General features: G+C 71.7%; 11 protein-coding genes and 1 riboswitch. Of the genes, 4 read left to right on the top strand and 7 right to left on the bottom strand.

Annotated features, from left to right (window positions below; genetic code table 11):
• Positions 1-54: 54 nt before the first annotated feature.
• Positions 55-1,083: a 3-isopropylmalate dehydrogenase gene (locus tag ABD332_RS38505; RefSeq protein ID WP_344508113.1), complete on the bottom strand. Its 1,029-nt coding sequence runs from the start codon at positions 1,081-1,083 to the stop codon at positions 55-57.
• Between the two features lie 141 nt (positions 1,084-1,224).
• Positions 1,225-2,835: a phosphoglycerate dehydrogenase gene (serA, locus tag ABD332_RS38510; protein ID WP_344508115.1), complete on the bottom strand. Its 1,611-nt coding sequence runs from the start codon at positions 2,833-2,835 to the stop codon at positions 1,225-1,227.
• A 301-nt stretch (positions 2,836-3,136) separates the two neighbouring features.
• On the opposite strand from serA, the gene ABD332_RS38515 reads away from it, so the two are divergent.
• Positions 3,137-3,514: a TipAS antibiotic-recognition domain-containing protein gene (locus ABD332_RS38515; RefSeq protein ID WP_344508117.1), complete on the top strand. Its 378-nt coding sequence runs from the start codon at positions 3,137-3,139 to the stop codon at positions 3,512-3,514.
• Positions 3,515-3,549: 35 nt separating this feature from the next.
• Here the strand turns inward: ABD332_RS38515 and ilvC are convergent, their stop codons facing one another.
• From ilvC to ABD332_RS38530, 3 genes are read right to left on the bottom strand one after another with little or no spacing between them, the layout of a single operon-like run.
• Positions 3,550-4,563, bottom strand: coding sequence for a ketol-acid reductoisomerase (ilvC, locus tag ABD332_RS38520; protein ID WP_344508119.1), 1,014 nt, complete (start codon positions 4,561-4,563; stop codon positions 3,550-3,552).
• 21 nt (positions 4,564-4,584) lie between these two features.
• Positions 4,585-5,103 (bottom strand): acetolactate synthase small subunit, encoded by a 519-nt coding sequence (ilvN, locus tag ABD332_RS38525; RefSeq protein ID WP_344508120.1) that lies wholly within the window; start codon positions 5,101-5,103, stop codon positions 4,585-4,587.
• A 1-nt stretch (position 5,104) separates the two neighbouring features.
• Entirely contained in the window at positions 5,105-6,985 is a 1,881-nt protein-coding gene (locus ABD332_RS38530) for an acetolactate synthase large subunit (RefSeq protein WP_344508122.1), read from the bottom strand.
• A 227-nt stretch (positions 6,986-7,212) separates the two neighbouring features.
• Here ABD332_RS38530 and ilvD point away from each other — a divergent pair, with 227 nt between their 5' ends.
• Positions 7,213-9,057 carry a dihydroxy-acid dehydratase gene (gene ilvD / locus ABD332_RS38535; RefSeq protein WP_344508124.1) on the top strand — a complete coding sequence of 615 codons (1,845 nt, stop codon included), beginning with the start codon at positions 7,213-7,215 and terminating at the stop codon, positions 9,055-9,057.
• Between the two features lie 66 nt (positions 9,058-9,123).
• A riboswitch (ZMP/ZTP riboswitch) is annotated at positions 9,124-9,212 on the top strand.
• Positions 9,213-9,235: 23 nt separating this feature from the next.
• Positions 9,236-10,498, top strand: coding sequence for a serine hydroxymethyltransferase (locus ABD332_RS38540; RefSeq protein ID WP_344508126.1), 1,263 nt, complete (start codon positions 9,236-9,238; stop codon positions 10,496-10,498).
• An 87-nt stretch (positions 10,499-10,585) separates the two neighbouring features.
• Here the strand turns inward: ABD332_RS38540 and ABD332_RS38545 are convergent, their stop codons facing one another.
• The gene (locus tag ABD332_RS38545; RefSeq protein WP_344508128.1) at positions 10,586-15,151 is read right to left on the bottom strand and encodes a hypothetical protein; all 4,566 of its coding nucleotides are present in this window, start codon (positions 15,149-15,151) and stop codon (positions 10,586-10,588) included.
• Positions 15,152-15,343: 192 nt separating this feature from the next.
• On the opposite strand from ABD332_RS38545, the gene ABD332_RS38550 reads away from it, so the two are divergent.
• Positions 15,344-15,703 (top strand): PH domain-containing protein, encoded by a 360-nt coding sequence (locus ABD332_RS38550; protein ID WP_344508130.1) that lies wholly within the window; start codon positions 15,344-15,346, stop codon positions 15,701-15,703.
• Here the strand turns inward: ABD332_RS38550 and ABD332_RS38555 are convergent.
• On the bottom strand, positions 15,697-16,581 hold the full coding sequence (locus tag ABD332_RS38555; RefSeq protein WP_344508132.1) for a 2-hydroxyacid dehydrogenase: 885 nt from the start codon (positions 16,579-16,581) through the stop codon (positions 15,697-15,699). The two genes, ABD332_RS38550 and ABD332_RS38555, sit on opposite strands and share 7 nt — an antisense overlap.
• Positions 16,582-16,584: the final 3 nt, after the last annotated feature.

A 16,584-nucleotide genomic window follows, 5' to 3' on the forward strand; every position in this document is an offset into this window, starting at 1 on the left:
GTTGCGCGTCGTGTCTGCAACTTACCCCGAACGGTCGTTCAACTGCACGGAGGGTCAGGCGACCGCGGCGGCCAGCCGGTCGCCGATCGCGTCCGTGGACAGCGCCGAGCCGGGCGTCCGGGCGGCGACCTCGGCGCCGACCGCGGACGTGACCTTGGCGGCCGCGTCGGGGTGGCCGAGGTGGTCCAGCAGCAGCGCCGTGGACAGCACGGCGGCGGACGGGTCGGCGATGCCCTTGCCGGCGATGTCCGGCGCGGAGCCGTGGACCGGCTCGAACATCGACGGGAAGGCGCGCTCGGGGTTGATCGAGCCGCTGGCCGCGAGGCCGATACCGCCCGTGACGGCGGCCGCGATGTCGGTGAGGATGTCGCCGAAGAGGTTGTCGGTGACGACGACGTCGTAGCGCTGCGGGTTGCTCACCAGGAACATGGCGGCGGCGTCGACGTGCTGGTACTCGGTCTCGATGTCCGGGAACTCGGCCTTCACCGCGTTGAACGTGCGGGCCCACAGGCCGCCGGCGTGGGTGAGCACGTTGGTCTTGTGCACCAGGGTCACCTTGCGCCGCTCACGCTTCGCGGCCCGGGCGAACGCGTCGCGGATGACCCGCTCGACGCCGTGGCGGGTGTTGAGGCTCTCCTCGGTGGCGACCTCGGCGGGCGTGCCCGGGTGCAGGTTGCCGCCGGCCCCGACGTACAGGCCCTCGGTGCCCTCGCGGACGACCACGAGGTCGATCTCGCCGGGCTTCACGCCGGCGAGCGGGCTGGTGGTGCCGGGCCACAGGCGCGACGGGCGCAGGTTCACGTACTGGTCGAAGTCGAACCGCAGCTTCAGCAGCAGGCCGCGCTCCAGCACGCCCGGCGGGACGGTCGGGTCGCCGACGGCGCCGAGCAGGATGGCGTCGTGGCCGCGCAGCTCCTCCAGGACGCTGTCGGGCAGCACCTCGCCGGTGCGGTGGTAGCGGGCGGCGCCGAGGTCATAGTCGGTCGTCTCGACGTCCGGAAGGATGACCCGCAGGACCTTGAGCGCCTGCGCCACCACTTCGGTCCCGATGCCGTCCCCGGCCACGACCGCGATCTTCGCCACCACTGTGCCCCTTTCCTCGGACCTGCCCACGGTACGCGCTTGTCCTAGAGCGTGGACGCGCATCTCAAACAATGGACAGCGGATGAAATAAGACGGGGGCAGGGAGAGCCGCCACTCTCCCCGCCCCCTAGGAGGAACGTCTTACTCGCCCGACAGGTCGACCGTGCTCGCCGCCGTGGCGCCGATGGCCTGCTGGGCCTCGTTGAGCAGGTCCGCGTGCACGGACTGGTCGACGGTCAGCGTCATCAGCGCCTCGCCGCCGGCTTCGCGCCGGGCGACCTGCATCGCCGCGATGTTGACCCCCGCAGTCCCCAGTATCGACCCCACCAATCCGACGACGCCGGGGCGGTCGGCATATCGGAAGAACAGCAGCACGCCCTCCGCGGCGAGCTCGAGGCTGAAGCCGTCGATCTCCGTCAGCTTCAGGGCCTCTCGCGGTCCCGCGACATACGTGCCGGACACGGAGGCTACCCTGCCGTCGGGCAGTACACCGCGCACGGTCACCAGGTTGGTCTGATCGGCGGACTCGGTGAACACCGCGAGGGCCACCTCGACCCCCCGATCGGCCGCCAGATGCGGTGCGTTCACATAGGTGACCTGCTCTGCGACGACGCTGCTGAACAGGCCTTTCGTCGCGGCGAGCTTCAGCACCGACACGTCGTGATGTGCCACCTCGCCGTGCACCTCGACGGTGACGGCCGAGGCGATCCCGCCGGCGACCGCGGTGAAGGCCCGGCCGAGCTTCTCCGCGAGCGGCAGCAGCGGCCGCACCTCCTCGGCGACGACGCCGCCGACCTGGACGTTGACCGCGTCGGGGACGAACTCGCCGTCGAGCGCCAGCTTGACGCTGCGGGCGACGGCCAGCCCGGCCTTGTCCTGCGCCTCGACCGTCGACGCGCCCAGGTGCGGGGTGGCGACCACGTTGTCGAACACGAACAGTGGCGAAGCGACGCATGGCTCCTTGGCGAAGACGTCGATGCCGGCGCCGGCGACCCGGCCGTCGGCGATCGCGTCGGCGAGGGCCTGCTCGTCGACGAGGCCGCCGCGGGCCGCGTTGATGATCCTCACACCCGGCTTGACGATGCCCAGCTCACGGGCGCCGATGAGGCCGACGGTCTCCGGGGTCTTCGGCAGGTGGATCGAGATGAAGTCGCTCTCGCGCAGCAGCTCGTCGAGGCCGAGCAGGCGCACGCCGAGGGCGGCCGCACGGGCCGGCTGGATGTAGGGGTCGTACGCGACGAGCCGGACCCCGAACGCCGCCATCCGCTGGGCGAACAGCACGCCGATGCGGCCGAGGCCGACGACGCCGACGACCTTGCCGGACAGCTCGACGCCGGTGTACTTGGACCGCTTCCACTCCCCCGCCTTCAGCGCGGCGGAGGCGGCGGCGGTGTTGCGGGCGACGGCGAGCAGCAGCGCGACGGCCTGCTCGGCGGCGGAGACGATGTTGGACGTCGGCGCGTTGACGACCATGACGCCGCGGGCGGTGGCGGCGGGGACGTCGACGTTGTCGAGGCCGACGCCGGCACGGGCGACGACCTTGAGCCTCGGCGCGGCGGCGACGGCCTCGGCGTCGACCTGGGTGGCGCTGCGCACGATGATCGCGCTGGCGTCGGCGAGTGACTTGAGCAGCGCCGGACGGTCGGTGCCGTCGATGTGACGGACCTCGTAGTCGTCGGCGAGCACCTCTAGGGCGGAAGGAGCGAGCTCCTCGGCGATCAGCACCACCGGGCGTTCAGGAGGGAGGGTCATACGGACCTCGACTCTCGGGCTTCGGCTGGCGTCGATGCGAGGCGCGCGGCACTGCACGCCACGCACTTGGAACGGCGACGGGACCGGGCGGGGCGGCCTCTTCCGCCGATGGTAGGCCCGGGGCCGCGACCGCCCGTCCCCGCGCGGACGTGAGCGCGATCACAGCTGCCCGTTCGGGTGACCGGCCGGCAACGACCCGACCTGCCCCTTCTGAACCTCTGGCGCACCCGAAGGGCCCGCTTGACTCTCCCGCCACTGGAGACCTGACGCTGGTCGTACCGACGCAGCAAAGGAGACGAAGATGGAGAATCCCTACGCGGAAGAGGCCGAGCAGCGGTGGGGCCAGACCGAGGCTTACCGGCAGTCGGCGGAGCGGACCGCGAAGTACACGCCGCAGGACTGGGAACGCATCAAGGCCGAGGCGGCCGCGAACACGGCGGCGTTCACCAGGGCGTTCGTCGACGGCGAGCCGGCGCAGGGGGAGCCGGCGATGGATCTGGCCGAGGCGCACCGGCAGCACATCAGCCGCTGGTTCTACGACTGCGGCAGCGAGCTCCACCGCGGCCTCGGCGACATGTACGTCGCGGACCCGCGCTTCACGGCGAACTACGACACGGACCACCCGGGCCTGGCGCAGTTCATCCGGGACGCGATCCACGCGAACGCGGCGCGCGCGTAACGAAGAAGGGGGGCCGAGGCCCCCCTTCTCAGATGTCAGGCCGTCTCGGTGATGGGCCGGTCGACCCAGCTCATCATCGAGCGCAGCTTCTGGCCGGTCTCCTCGATCGGGTGCGCCGCACCCTGCTCGCGGAGCTTGGTGAAGTTGGGGCGGCCGGCGTCGTCCTCGGCGATCCACTCGCGGGCGAACTCGCCCGACTGGATCTCGGCGAGGATCTTCTTCATCTCCTCCTTGGTCCGGGCGTCGACGACGCGCGGGCCGCGGGAGTAGTCGCCGTACTCGGCGGTGTCGGACACGCTGTAACGCATCCGGGCGATGCCGCCCTCGTACATGAGGTCCACGATCAGCTTGAGCTCGTGGAGGCACTCGAAGTAGGCGATCTCCGGGGCGTAGCCCGCCTCGGTGAGCACCTCGAAACCGGTCTGGACGAGCGCCGAGGCGCCGCCGCAGAGGACCGCCTGCTCGCCGAACAGGTCGGTCTCGGTCTCCTCCTTGAACGTGGTCTTGATGGCGCCGGCGCGGGTGCCGCCGATGCCGGCCGCGTACGCGAGGGCGAGGGCGAACGCGTTGCCGGTCGCGTCCTGCTCGACCGCGACGAGGCACGGCACGCCCTTGCCGTCCACGAACTGGCGACGGACCAGGTGGCCCGGGCCCTTCGGGGCGACCATCGCGACGTCGACGTCGGCGGGGGGCGTGATGAACCCGTACCGGATGTTGAGACCGTGACCGAAGAACAGCGCCTTGCCGGCGGTCAAGTGCGGCTCGACCGACTCGGTGTAGAGGGAGCGCTGCGCGGTGTCGGGCGCCAGGATCATGATGACGTCCGCCTCGGCGGAGGCCTCGGCCGGCGAGAGGACCCGCAGGCCCTGCTCCTCCGCCTTCGCCCGGCTCTTGGAACCCTCCGGAAGGCCGACGCGGACGTCGACACCGGAGTCACGCAGGGACAGCGCGTGGGCGTGGCCCTGGCTGCCGTAACCGAGGACCGCGACCTTGCGGCCCTGGATCAACGACAGGTCGGCGTCGTCGTCGTAGAACACCTCGGCGGACATTGTGTTTCCTTTCAACATTTGTCAGGACGCGGCGCGCAGCGCCGGGCCCGTGGTGATGGAGCGGGAGCCACGGCCGATGGCCACGACGCCGGACTGGACCATTTCCTTGATACCGAACGGCTCCAGGTCCCGGAGCAGCGCGTCCAGTTTTTCCGACGTGCCGGTGGCCTCGATCGTGAGGGCGTCCGGCGAGACGTCGACCACGCGGGCCCGGAACAGGTTCACCGTCTCCAGGACCTGAGAGCGGACCGGCCGCTCGGCGCGCACCTTCACCAGCAGCAGCTCGCGCTGGACGCTGGCGTTGCCGTCGAGCTCGACGATCTTCAGGACCTGCACCAGCTTGTTGAGCTGCTTGGTCACCTGCTCGAGCGGGCTGTCCTCGGCGTTGACGACGATCGTCATCCGGGAGACCTCGGGGTGCTCGGTCTCACCGACCGCGAGGGAGTCGATGTTGAAGCCACGGCGGGCGAACAGGCCGGCGACCCTCGCGAGGATGCCCGGCTTGTTCTCCACCAGGACTGACAGGGTGTGGGTGGTCATCTCAGACGTCGTCCTTATCGAACTTGGGCGCGACCCCGCGGGCGAACATGATCTCGTCGTTGCTGGTGCCGGCGGCGACCATCGGCCACACCATGGCGTCCTTGCCGACGACGAAGTCGATGACGACCGGCTGGTCGGTGACCTTCATCGCCGCCTCGATCGTGGCGTCGACGTCCTGCTTGCTCTCGCAGCGCAGGCCGACGCAGCCGAGCGCGTCGGCGAGCTTCACGAAGTCGGGGATGCGGTGCTTGTGGGTGCCCAGCTCGGTGTTGGAGTACCGCTGGTCGTAGAAGAGCGTCTGCCACTGCCGGACCATGCCGAGGTTGCCGTTGTTGATGACGGCGACCTTGATCGGGATGCCTTCCAGGGCACAGGTGGCGAGTTCCTGGTTGGTCATCTGGAAGCAGCCGTCGCCGTCGATCGCCCAGACGACCTTGTCGGGCCGGCCGACCTTGGCGCCCATCGCGGCGGGCACCGCGTAGCCCATCGTGCCGAGACCGCCGGAGTTGAGCCAGGTCGCCGGGTGTTCGTACTTCACGAACTGCGCGGCCCACATCTGGTGCTGGCCGACCCCGGCGGTGTAGATCGCCTCGGGACCGACGATCGCGCCGATGCGTTCGATGACGTACTGCGGGGCAAGGGTGCCGTCGGACGGCTCCTCGTATCCGAGGGGATACCGGCCGCGGATGTCGTCCAGCGTCGCCCACCAGTCGGTGAGCGCGACCTTGTGCCCCGCGGTGTGCTCGGCGGTGACGGCGCCGATCAGCTCCTCGATGACGTGCTTGGCGTCGCCGACGATCGGCACGTCCGCCACCCGGTTCTTGCCGATCTCGGCGGGGTCGATGTCGGCGTGGATGATCAGCGCGTTCGGCGCGAACGTGCTCAGGTCGCCGGTGACCCGGTCGTCGAAACGGGCGCCGAGGGTGATCAGCAGGTCGGCCTTCTGCAGCGCGTAGACGGCGCCGACGCTGCCGTGCATGCCGGGCATGCCCAGGTGCTGCGGGTGCGAGTCGGGGAACGCGCCGCGGGCCATCAGCGTCGTGACGACCGGCGCGCCGGTCAGCTCGGCGAGCTTGCGCAGCACCTCCGACGCGTGCGCCTTGATGACGCCGCCGCCGACGTAGAGCACGGGCCGCTTCGCGGCGGCGATGAGCCGGGCCGCCTCGCGGATCTGCTTGCCGTGCGGGTGGAGCGTCGGGTGGTAGCCGGGCAGGTCCAGCGTCGGCGGCCACTTGAACGTCGTCTGCTTGACCAGCACGTCCTTGGGGATGTCGACGAGGACCGGGCCGGGGCGGCCGGTCGAGGCCAGGTGGAACGCCTCGGCCAGGATCCGCGGCAGCTCCTCGCCGGTCTTGACCAGGTAGTTGTGCTTGGTGATCGGCAGCGTGATCCCGGCGATGTCGGCTTCCTGGAACGCGTCGGTGCCGATGGAGGCCGAGGCGACCTGGCCGGTGATCGCGACCATCGCGACGGAGTCCATGTACGCGTCGGCGATCGGCGTGACCAGGTTGGTCGCGCCCGGGCCGGACGTCGCCATGCAGACGCCGACCTTGCCGGTGGCCTGCGCGTAGCCGGTCGCGGCGTGCCCGGCGCCCTGCTCGTGGCGGACCAGGATGTGCCGGACGGACTCGGAGTCGAACAGCGGGTCGTACGCGGGGAGGATCGCGCCGCCGGGAATGCCGAAGACGACGTCCGCGCCGAGCGCCTCGAGCGACCGCACCAGCACCTGAGCGCCGGTCAGAAGCTCCGGCTTCTTCTCTACGGCCGTCTTGTCCGACCGGTCGGCGGCGGCCGGCGCGGTGGAGCCCGGCGGCGTCGCCGGAGCGGCGGGTGCGGCCGGGTGCGCTCGGTGGGCGAGGACTTCAGGCGTGGGTCTCGTCATCGCATTTCGCACTTTCGCTCGAATGGTGTCTTGGTCGCGGCTAGGACTGGCTTGGACATGAAAAAACCCCTCCGTGCGATGCACGAGGGGCTAGCGCGCTGACGGCAGGCGTCGGCGCGCTAGATGATAAGTACTCGCAGCGACCTCGACGACATTCCCCCACTCTTGCGCATCTCACCGCCCGAGTCAACCGGTCCCACGATCTGGAACGTGTCAGACTCACAAGTATGCCCGAGCTGCGATCCAAAACCTCCACTTCTGGTCGCAACATGGCCGGCGCACGCGCCCTCTGGCGCGCCACCGGCATGACCGACGCAGATTTCGGTAAGCCCATCGTCGCCATCGCCAACAGCTTCACGCAGTTCGTGCCGGGCCATGTCCACCTGCGCAACCTCGGGATCATCGTCGCGGACGCGGTCGCCGAGGCCGGTGGGGTCGCCAAGGAGTTCAACACCATCGCCGTCGACGACGGCATCGCCATGGGCCACGGCGGGATGCTCTACTCGCTGCCCAGCCGCGAGCTCATCGCCGACGCCGTCGAGTACATGGTGCAGGCGCACTGCGCCGACGCGCTCGTGTGCATCTCCAACTGCGACAAGATCACGCCCGGCATGCTGCTCGCCGCGCTCCGCCTCAACATCCCCACCGTCTTCGTCTCCGGCGGCCCCATGGAAGCCGGAAAGACCGTCGCGATCGAGGGCGTCGTGCACGCCAAGCTCGACCTCATCGACGCGATGATCGCCTCCGCCAACGAGGCGGTCACCGACGAGCAGCTGGGCCAGATCGAGCGCTCCGCCTGCCCGACCTGCGGCTCCTGCTCCGGCATGTTCACCGCCAACTCGATGAACTGCCTCACCGAGGCGATCGGCCTCGCCCTGCCCGGCAACGGCTCCACCCTCGCCACCCACAGCGCCCGCAAGGCCCTCTTCGAGCGGGCCGGCTCGCTCGTCGTCGAGCTGTGCAAGCAGTACTACGAGGGTGATGACGCGTCGGTACTGCCGCGCGCGATCGCCACCCGCGAGGCGTTCGAGAACGCGGTCGCCCTCGATGTCGCCATGGGCGGGTCCACCAACACCGTCCTGCACCTGCTCGCGGCCGCCCGCGAGGCCGAGGTCGACTTCAGCGTCGCCGACATCGACGGCATCTCCCGCCGGGTGCCGTGCCTGTCGAAGGTCGCGCCCAACAGCCCCAAGTACCACATGGAGGACGTCCACCGCGCCGGCGGCATCCCCGCCATCCTCGGCGAGCTCAACCGCGCGGGCCTGCTTCGGGATGGGGTCCGCAGCGTCCACTCGCCCGACCTGTCCAGCTGGCTGGCCGAATGGGACATCCGTTCCGGGAACGCTTCCGAAACCGCGCTCGAGCTCTTCCACGCCGCGCCCGGCGGGGTCCGCACCGTTGAGCCGTTCTCCACGTCCAACCGCTGGGCGACGCTCGACACCGACGCCGCCGAGGGCTGCATCCGCTCCAAGGAGCACGCCTACAGCGCCGACGGCGGCCTCGCGATCCTGTTCGGCAACATCGCCCCCGACGGCTGCGTCGTCAAGACCGCCGGCGTGCCCGAGGAGAACCTCGTCTTCCACGGCACGGCACGGGTCTTCGAGTCGCAGGAGTCCGCGGTGGACGGCATCCTCGCCAAGGAGGTCGTCCTCGGTGACGTGGTGGTCATCCGGTACGAGGGCCCGAAGGGCGGGCCGGGCATGCAGGAGATGCTCTACCCGACGTCGTTCCTGAAGGGGCGGGGCCTGGGGCGCGCCTGCGCGCTCATCACCGACGGCCGCTTCTCCGGCGGCACCTCCGGCCTCTCCATCGGTCACATCTCGCCCGAGGCGGCCGGCGGCGGGCTCATCGCCCTCGTCGAGGACGGCGACCGGATCGAGATCGACATCCCGCACCGCTCGATCAGCCTCGTCGTCGACGAGGACGTGCTGACCGCGCGCCGCGTCGCGCAGGAGAAGCGCGAGCGGCCGTACACGCCGCTGGACCGGCAGCGACCCGTCTCGGCGGCGCTGCGCGCGTACGCGTCGATGGCCACCGCGGCCAGCGACGGCGCCTACCGCAAGGTGCCGTAACGGTCGTCACCCCGGGCCAGTTCGATCGGATCGGCCCGGGGTTTCCGCCCGGTCGTGCACTAGCATCGGTGGTACTGCGACTGGCGCACATCAAGGTGGAACCGACCACCGGGGAGCTTCCTGCATCGCTGGCACCGCGCGCCTGGGTGCCACGGTCACCCGTATGGGAGGAAGCCCCATGCATGTTCCCGCCCTGCCGTCGATCACCTCGGCCGACCCCGACCTCGCGGACCTGATCCAGCGCGAGGCCGCCCGGCAGCACGACACGCTGCGGATGATCGCCTCGGAGAACTACGTCTCCCAGGCCGTCCTCGAAGCGACCGGCACCGTCCTCACCAACAAGTACTCCGAGGGCTACCCCGGCAAGCGGTACTACGAGGGCCAGCGCTTCATCGACCCGATCGAGGAGCTGGCGATCGCCCGCGCCAAGTCGGTCTTCGGCGTCGAGCACGCCAACGTGCAGCCCTACTCCGGCTCCCCCGCGAACCTCGCCGTCTACATGGCCCTGGCCGCCCCCGGCGACACCGTCATGGGCATGGCCCTGCCGATGGGTGGCCACCTCACCCACGGCTGGTCCGTCTCGGCGACCGGCGCGTGGTTCCGCCCCGTGCAGTACACGGTCCGCCGGTCCGACGGCCTCATCGACTTCGACGAGGTCCGCGACATCGCCCTGCGGGAACGCCCGAAGCTGATCTTCTCCGGCGGCACGGCCATCCCCCGCACCATCGACTTCCCGCGCTTCGCCGAGATCGCCCGCGAGGTCGGCGCGGTCCTCGTCGCCGACGTCGCGCACATCGCGGGCCTCATCGCCGGCGGCGCGCACCCCTCCCCCGTCGGCCACGCCTCCGTCATCACGACCACCACCCACAAGACCCTCCGCGGCCCGCGCGGCGCGATGCTGCTCTCCACCGCGGAGTACGCCAAGGCGATCGACAAGGCCGTCTTCCCCGGCCTGCAGGGCGGCCCGCACAACCACACGACCGCGGGCATCGCCGTCGCGCTCCGCGAGGCGGCCCAGCCGTCGTTCCGCACCTACGCCCACCAGATCGTCGCCAACGCCCGCGCCCTCGCCGCCGCCCTGCTGGAGCGCGGCTTCGACCTGGTCTCCGGCGGCACCGACAACCACCTCATCCTGATCGACCTCACCGGCAAGAACATCGGCGGCAAGCCCGCCGCCCGCGCCCTCGACCGCGCCGGCATCGAGACGAACTACAACACCGTCCCGTACGACACCCGCAAGCCCTTCGACCCCTCCGGCCTGCGCATCGGCACGCCCGCCCTCACCACCCGCGGCCTCACCGAGACCCAGATGCCCCAGGTCGCCGACTGGATCTCCCGCGCCGTCGACGCCGCCATCAAGTCCGACGACGACGCCTTGGACACGATCGCCGCCGAGGTCCGCGAGCTGCTGTCCGCGTACCCGATGCCCGGCTGGCACTGACCCCACAACACGCGAGGGGCGGCTCCGGTTCGTGTGACCGGATCCGCCCCTCGTGTGGTTGTTCGTCGCTACTTGCGGCGTTCGTCGCTACTTGCCGCGGCGCAGGAACCGCCGTGACTTCTGGTCGGGATTCTTGGGCTCCTCGTCGAGGTTGAGCTCCAACGGCGCCACATCGTCGTCGAACACCATGTCCCGCGCGCGCTGCCGCTGCCCCGGCACACCCCCGCCAAACCCACCCCGCTCCCCCCGGCCACGGTCCCCGGCCCGCTCGACGTCCTCGCCGCGCCCGCCGAGCCCGCCCCGGTCCTCACCGCGCCCACTCAGCCCGCCGCGGTCTTCACCGCGCCCGCTCAGCCCGCCGCGGTCTTCACCGCGCCCACCGAGCCCGCCCCGGTCCTCACCGCGCCCACTCAGCCCGCCCCGGTCCTCACCGCGCCCACTCAGCCCGCCCCGGTCCGCCCCACCAGCCCAGTCCCCACCGCGATCCGAACCGCCGCGGTCCGAACCGGCCCAGTCACCGCCACCCCGACCGTTGTCAGCACCGCGCCCCGAACCACTGGCCCAGTCGTCGCCGCCCCGGCCGTTGTCTCCGCGGTCCAAGCCGGCGGCCCAGTCGCCGGTGTGGTCGGGACGGGCGGTGCCGGTGGTGCCGGTGGTGCGCGACGCGGAGCCGGCACGTCGCTCGGACGTGAACTCCCCACTCGGGTCGCTCTCCCAACCGGTCGTCGGGTCGGTCGCCCAGGAAGGCCGTCCAGCGGGCGTCGAGGGATCGGCCGCCCCGGCCCGTTGCCCGGCCTCCGTCCCTGCGGCCCAGTCACTCCCGGCCGCAGGCGCTCCGGACCCGGGACGCCCGGCCGGGGCATCGCCCGCAGCAGCTTGGCCTTTCTTGCCCTTCCCCGCCTTCGAGAACCCCCACCGCGACCGCTTGGCAGGCTGCTCCACCGGCGCCTCGTCGACACCGGCCCGGGAGCCAGCCGCCGCCTCGGCGTCCCACCAGTCAGCGCCGTCCTCAGCGGCACCCGCCGCCCTCGTGCCCGGCTGCGCGCCGGCCCGGTCGTCGTCTCGTCCACCCGCTCGCGATACGCCGGTCTGCCCCTGCTCCGACCACGTGGCTGCCGAAGCCCCAGCCCTCGGAACCCCCACCTGCCCCTCGTCCGACCCCGCCCGATCCGACCGGTCCTGCTCCGACCGCGCAGACTCCGACCGCCAAGAATCAGCGCGCGAAGACTCTGGACGCGAAGACTCCAGACGTGAAGGCTCCGACCAAGCGCGATCCGAACCAGCCGCATCCGAAGCAGCACGATCCGAGCTCGGAGCGTCTGACCAGTTCCGATCAGAGCGGAGATGATCCGTTTGCGAGGAGTCAGACCAGGACGAGCCCGACCACGAATCCTCGGAACGGCCCTGCGCCGGCCGCGCGGAGTCCGACCATGAGGAGGCCGCGGACGATCGCTCCGTCAGTGCCGGCCCCGCGGACGAGCCCTGCGACCAAGAGTCACGTCCCCACGAAGGTTCCGGCAACGCGTCCGCCCGGGACGGCGTCGACGGCGGGACGGTAGGCCGCTCGACAGGGCTGGCGGAGGCGGCCGGGCCGGCAGAGGCAGGCGAGGACACCGGCCAGGCACCGGAGGGACCGTCCGACGAGCTCCCGAACGCGGAGCCGTCGAACCGCGAGCCGCCCGACCCCGGGAAACCGGAGGCCGGAGCACCCGACGTGGGTCCACCGTAGGCCGGAGCGCCTGACGTGGGTCGACCGTAGGCCGGAGCATCCGATGTGGGGCCGCCGAAGGCCGGGGCACCTGACGTGGGGATGCGGGAGGTGGGCCCGCCCGACGTCGGGATGCCGGAGGTGGGAACGCCCGATGTCGGAGCGCTGGACACGGGGTCGTCGGCGGAGTTGTGGGTGGCGGAGGGCTGCTGGCGCTCGCGCCGGCGGAGGGAGCGGGCCTCGGCGTCGGCCTGCCAGGAGCGGCTGAGCTCAAGGGGCTCGGCGACGAGCTCGGGCTTCTCGCCGTCGAACAGACTGCCGGTCCATGCCGGCCGCTCGGCCGGCCGCTCGACGGGGCGCCGGGCCGGGCGGTCACTCGCCGGCGTGCCGAAACGCGCCGGGTCTGCCGGAGTCCGGCCCGGACTGTCCAGGTCGGAGAAGCCACCGCGATCCGACGTCCGGCCGCCGAGATCGGACGCCGGCCCAGGCTCGGACGACCAACCACGGTCCGAAGCCCTGCCAGCCGACTCCGCCGCCGACTCACGAGACGACGACCAACCACGGTCCGACGAGCCACCGGCCAGATCCGACGACGGCTCACGGGACGAAGACCAGCCGCGATCCGACGAGCCACCAGCCAGATCCGACGACGGCTCACGGGACGAAGACCAGCCGCGATCCGACGAGCCACCAGCCAGATCCGACGACGACCCATGGGACGAAGACCAACCACGATCCGACGAATCACCGATCGAATCCGCCGCCGACTCACGCGACGAGGACCAGCCAACCGGCTCCGCCGCCGACTCACGCGACGAGGACCAGCCAACCGGCTCCGCCGCCGACTCAAGGGACGAGGACCAGCTGCGATCCGACGAGCCACTGGCCAGGTCCGACGACCCACGGGACGACGACCAGCCACGGTCCGACGAATCACCGATCTCCGCCGCCGGCCCACGAGACGACGACGGCTCACGGGACGAGGACCAGGCACGGTCCGATGAGCCATCGGTCAGGTCCGGCGACGAACCACGGGGCGAGGACCAGGCACGGTCTGTGGAGCTGCTGGGCGACGTCGCGGGCGGGGTGTCCGGGTCTGCGGGGGTGTCCAGGGCGAACCCGAACCGGTCAGGGTCGCTGGCGATCTGGTCGAACTCGGACATCAGCGACGCGAACCGGTCGGCCGACGGCTCCGGCGCCGGAGGGGCGGGCCGGAACTCAGGTGCGGGCGGCAGCCTCGACGCGGCGGGGGACGGCGGCTGGGCCGACGCGGCGGGCCAGGTCGAGGGCGGCGGGGACGACGGCCGGGATGGGAAGGGCTCTTCCTCAGGAGCGCGGCGGCGGCCGACGCCCCTGGGCGCATCCGACTCCGCCAAGGCCGGCTCGGCCCGGTCCGACGACCACGAGAACCGGGCTTCCCCGTCGCTGTCGGACAACGACGGGGAAGAGGAGGACCAGCGGCGGTCAGCGGCCGGCTCGCTGCCGAAGTCCTCACGCGGCACGTGGTCGTCAGAGTCCTCGTCGGCACGGGGGTCGGAGCCCGCCGCCGCCCACGCGGCCAGCTTGTTGGCCGACTCGCTGTCCCACGAGCCGACCAGCTCCCGGGTGGTGCGGGACTCCCACGAGTCGCTGGCCGGGTCGGCCGACTCAGGATCGGAGGAGGAAGAGGAAGACAGGTCCGACGAGCGGCCGAAGCGGCTGCGGACCGAGCCGTCCTCCTCGTAGTCGCCGCGGCGGGAGGAGAACCCGTCGCCGTCGGATAAGCGGTCGCGCACCGAGCCGTCCTCGTCATGGTCGCCGCGGCGGGAAGCCGGCGGGGAAGTGGGGTTGGCCGAACTGGCGGAGCGGCCGAAGCGGCCCCGGGTGAGCCGGTCGCGGAGGGAGGCGGGCTCCGCGTCGGTGGACGTGCCGGCGGCCGCAGCGAAGGCGGCGTCCGCGACGGTGGGCGACGCCGGGACGGTGGGGTGCGAGCCGGTGGTCATACGGGCGAAGGAGCGGGCCAGGGGCGACGGCTCGGGCAGCTTGTTGCCGGCGGCGATCACCAGGAGGCGCTCCATGACGGAGAGCTCGACCCGGTAGGGCTCGGCGGCGAGCCAGCGCCCCGCGGCCTCGACCATCTCGTGGGCGTGCACGAGGTGGAGGTGCTCGCCGGGGGCGACGGAGATGACGAGATCCTCGCTGACGTCGCCGCGTGAGGGGGCGACGACGAGGTAGCCGCGGACGGCGCCGCCGACCTTGCCGAGCTGCTCGCGCCAGGTGTGCACCTCGGCGGCGAGGCCGTCGACGTCCTCGGAGCCGGGGACGAAGAGGCGGCCGCCGCGCAGGACCTGGCCGGAGGCGTCCATGGAGAACTCGCCGTGTGGCCAGACGGTCGGCAGGAACAGGGCGACCCGCCGCCCGGCGACGACGAGATGGGTGCAGCCGCCCTCGCCGAGGGCGAAGAACCGGGCCGACGGCAGCACCTCGAGCTCCTTGAGCCGCGGCAGGTGGTCGTCGGGCTTGCCCCACCAGCGGCGGCCGCTGACCGCCTCGTCGATGGCGGCGCGGGACAGCCGGCGCGCGTCGAGCATCAGCGCGGCAAGGAAGGCGCCGATGAGCGGCACGTCGAAGCCGAGGTTGACGCCGATGAACTTGATGATGCCGAGAAAGTCGGTCCAGCCGCCGGGCAGCCAGGTGCGGGTGGCCGCGCCCCAGGCGACGGCGCCGGTGACCGCGGCGAGGATCGCGAACATGGGGAAGCCACGCAGCGTGAGGACGAGCACACCGATGAGCGCCAGGATCGCGGCGGCGCTCCAGATGATGCTGAGCTCCATGACGCCCCAGCCGGCGACGGCGAGGGCGAGCAGGGCCGCCGCGACGATCAACGCACCCGCGAGCACGCCGGTGGGGCGCACGCCGACCCGGCGGCTGCTCTTGACGCCGGAGTGCCACGTGTTGCCGGTCAAATCCGGGCCTCCAAGCAGCCGCGACCACCGGCACGCCGACTTGTCGCGATCTCGACGAACACGGCACCGAGCGTAACCCTGAGCGCTGTGCCGGGCGAGAGCCGCCCGTCCCGATCCTGCTCCCCCACCGCGCCAGTATGCCCCGACCCACCGACAAGAAGCAGTTCCACGAAAGGTGCGAGACTTGTCCTTGTGACCACCCGAACCACGCGTCCCAAGGTCAGGTTCCGGCGCAGCGCATCGCTCGCCGTGGCGGCCGGCATCGCCACCATCGGCGCCATCCCGCTGCTGGCCGAGAGCCTCTGGTTCCTGCCCGTCCTGCTGGTGCCGATCGCGATCGCCGTGTGGGCGTGGCGGGCCGGCACCGACGTGGACGACGACGGCTTCACGGTGCGGGCGCTGCTGGGCAGCCGCCGCGTGCCGTGGGCCGCGGTCGACGGCCTGGTCAGTCAGGAGGGGGTCGTCCAGGCCCGCCTCGCCAACGGACATTTCGTGAAGCTCGACGCGGTCCGCCCGCAGGACGTCGAGCGCATCACGGCGATGACTCAGTAGCCGTCGACCACCACGTTGATGAGCGGCTGCCCGGCGGCGAACCGTCGCACCTGATCTCCCGCCAGCGCATAGGCACGGCGGAGCAGACCTCGTACAGAACCCGCGACGTGCGGAGTGATCAGCACGTTCGGCAGGTCCCAGAGCGGATGTGACGCCGGCAACGGCTCCGGGTCGGTGACGTCCGTCGCATAGCCGAGCCGCCCCGACGCCGTCTCGGCGAGGATCGCGCCGGTGTCGACCACGGGTCCCCGGGCCGCGTTGACCAGCAGCGCCCCGTCCGGCATCGCCGCCAGGAACGAGGCCGAGACCAGTCCGGTCGTCTCGGGCGTCAGCGGCACCAGCAGCACCACCACGTCCGCGGACGGCAGCAGCGACGGCAGCTCCTCCACGCCGTGGACGCCGTCCCGCGCGCGCCGGGCGACCGAGGTCACCGACACCTCGAACGGCGCCAGCCGGGCCTCGACCGCGGCGCCGATCGAGCCGGCACCGACGATGAGCACCCGCTTGCCCGCGAGCTCGTCGGTCTGCCGGTACGACCACTCCCGTCCCGTCCGCACGAAATGCGGGAAATCGCGTAGATAGGCCAGGATCGCCGCCACCACCCACTCCGACGTGGACGAGTCGTGCACCCCGCGGGCGTCGCACAGCTGCACGCCGGGGCGCAGCCGGCCCGCCCACCGGTCGGCGCCGGCGCTCATGAGCTGCACGACCGCGAGCCGCGGCAGCGACGCCGCCAGCTCGACCACGTCCGGCGAGGCAAGGAACGGCGGCACCCAGAACTCGACGTCGTCGGGCGTGACGGAGACGGTGACCGAGACCGCGGCAGGCAGCGGGCCGAGCAGCGCCAGCCCGTCCTCGTGCGGGATGCAAACCTTCACCGG

Origin of the sequence: Dactylosporangium maewongense, assembly GCF_039531485.1 — a bacterium.
Lineage (GTDB): Bacteria > Actinomycetota > Actinomycetes > Mycobacteriales > Micromonosporaceae > Dactylosporangium > Dactylosporangium maewongense.

Excerpts from the sequence above, each read along its gene's own strand:
- serA (WP_344508115.1), bottom strand. The coding sequence starts at position 2,835 with ATGACCCTCCCTCCTGAACGCCCGGTGGTGCTGATCGCCGAGGAGCTC.
- ABD332_RS38515 (WP_344508117.1), top strand. The coding sequence starts at position 3,137 with ATGGAGAATCCCTACGCGGAAGAGGCCGAGCAGCGGTGGGGCCAGACC.
- ilvC (WP_344508119.1), bottom strand. The coding sequence starts at position 4,563 with ATGTCCGCCGAGGTGTTCTACGACGACGACGCCGACCTGTCGTTGATC.
- ilvN (WP_344508120.1), bottom strand. The coding sequence starts at position 5,103 with ATGACCACCCACACCCTGTCAGTCCTGGTGGAGAACAAGCCGGGCATC.
- ABD332_RS38530 (WP_344508122.1), bottom strand. The coding sequence starts at position 6,985 with ATGACGAGACCCACGCCTGAAGTCCTCGCCCACCGAGCGCACCCGGCC.
- ilvD (WP_344508124.1), top strand. The coding sequence starts at position 7,213 with ATGCCCGAGCTGCGATCCAAAACCTCCACTTCTGGTCGCAACATGGCC.
- ABD332_RS38540 (WP_344508126.1), top strand. The coding sequence starts at position 9,236 with ATGCATGTTCCCGCCCTGCCGTCGATCACCTCGGCCGACCCCGACCTC.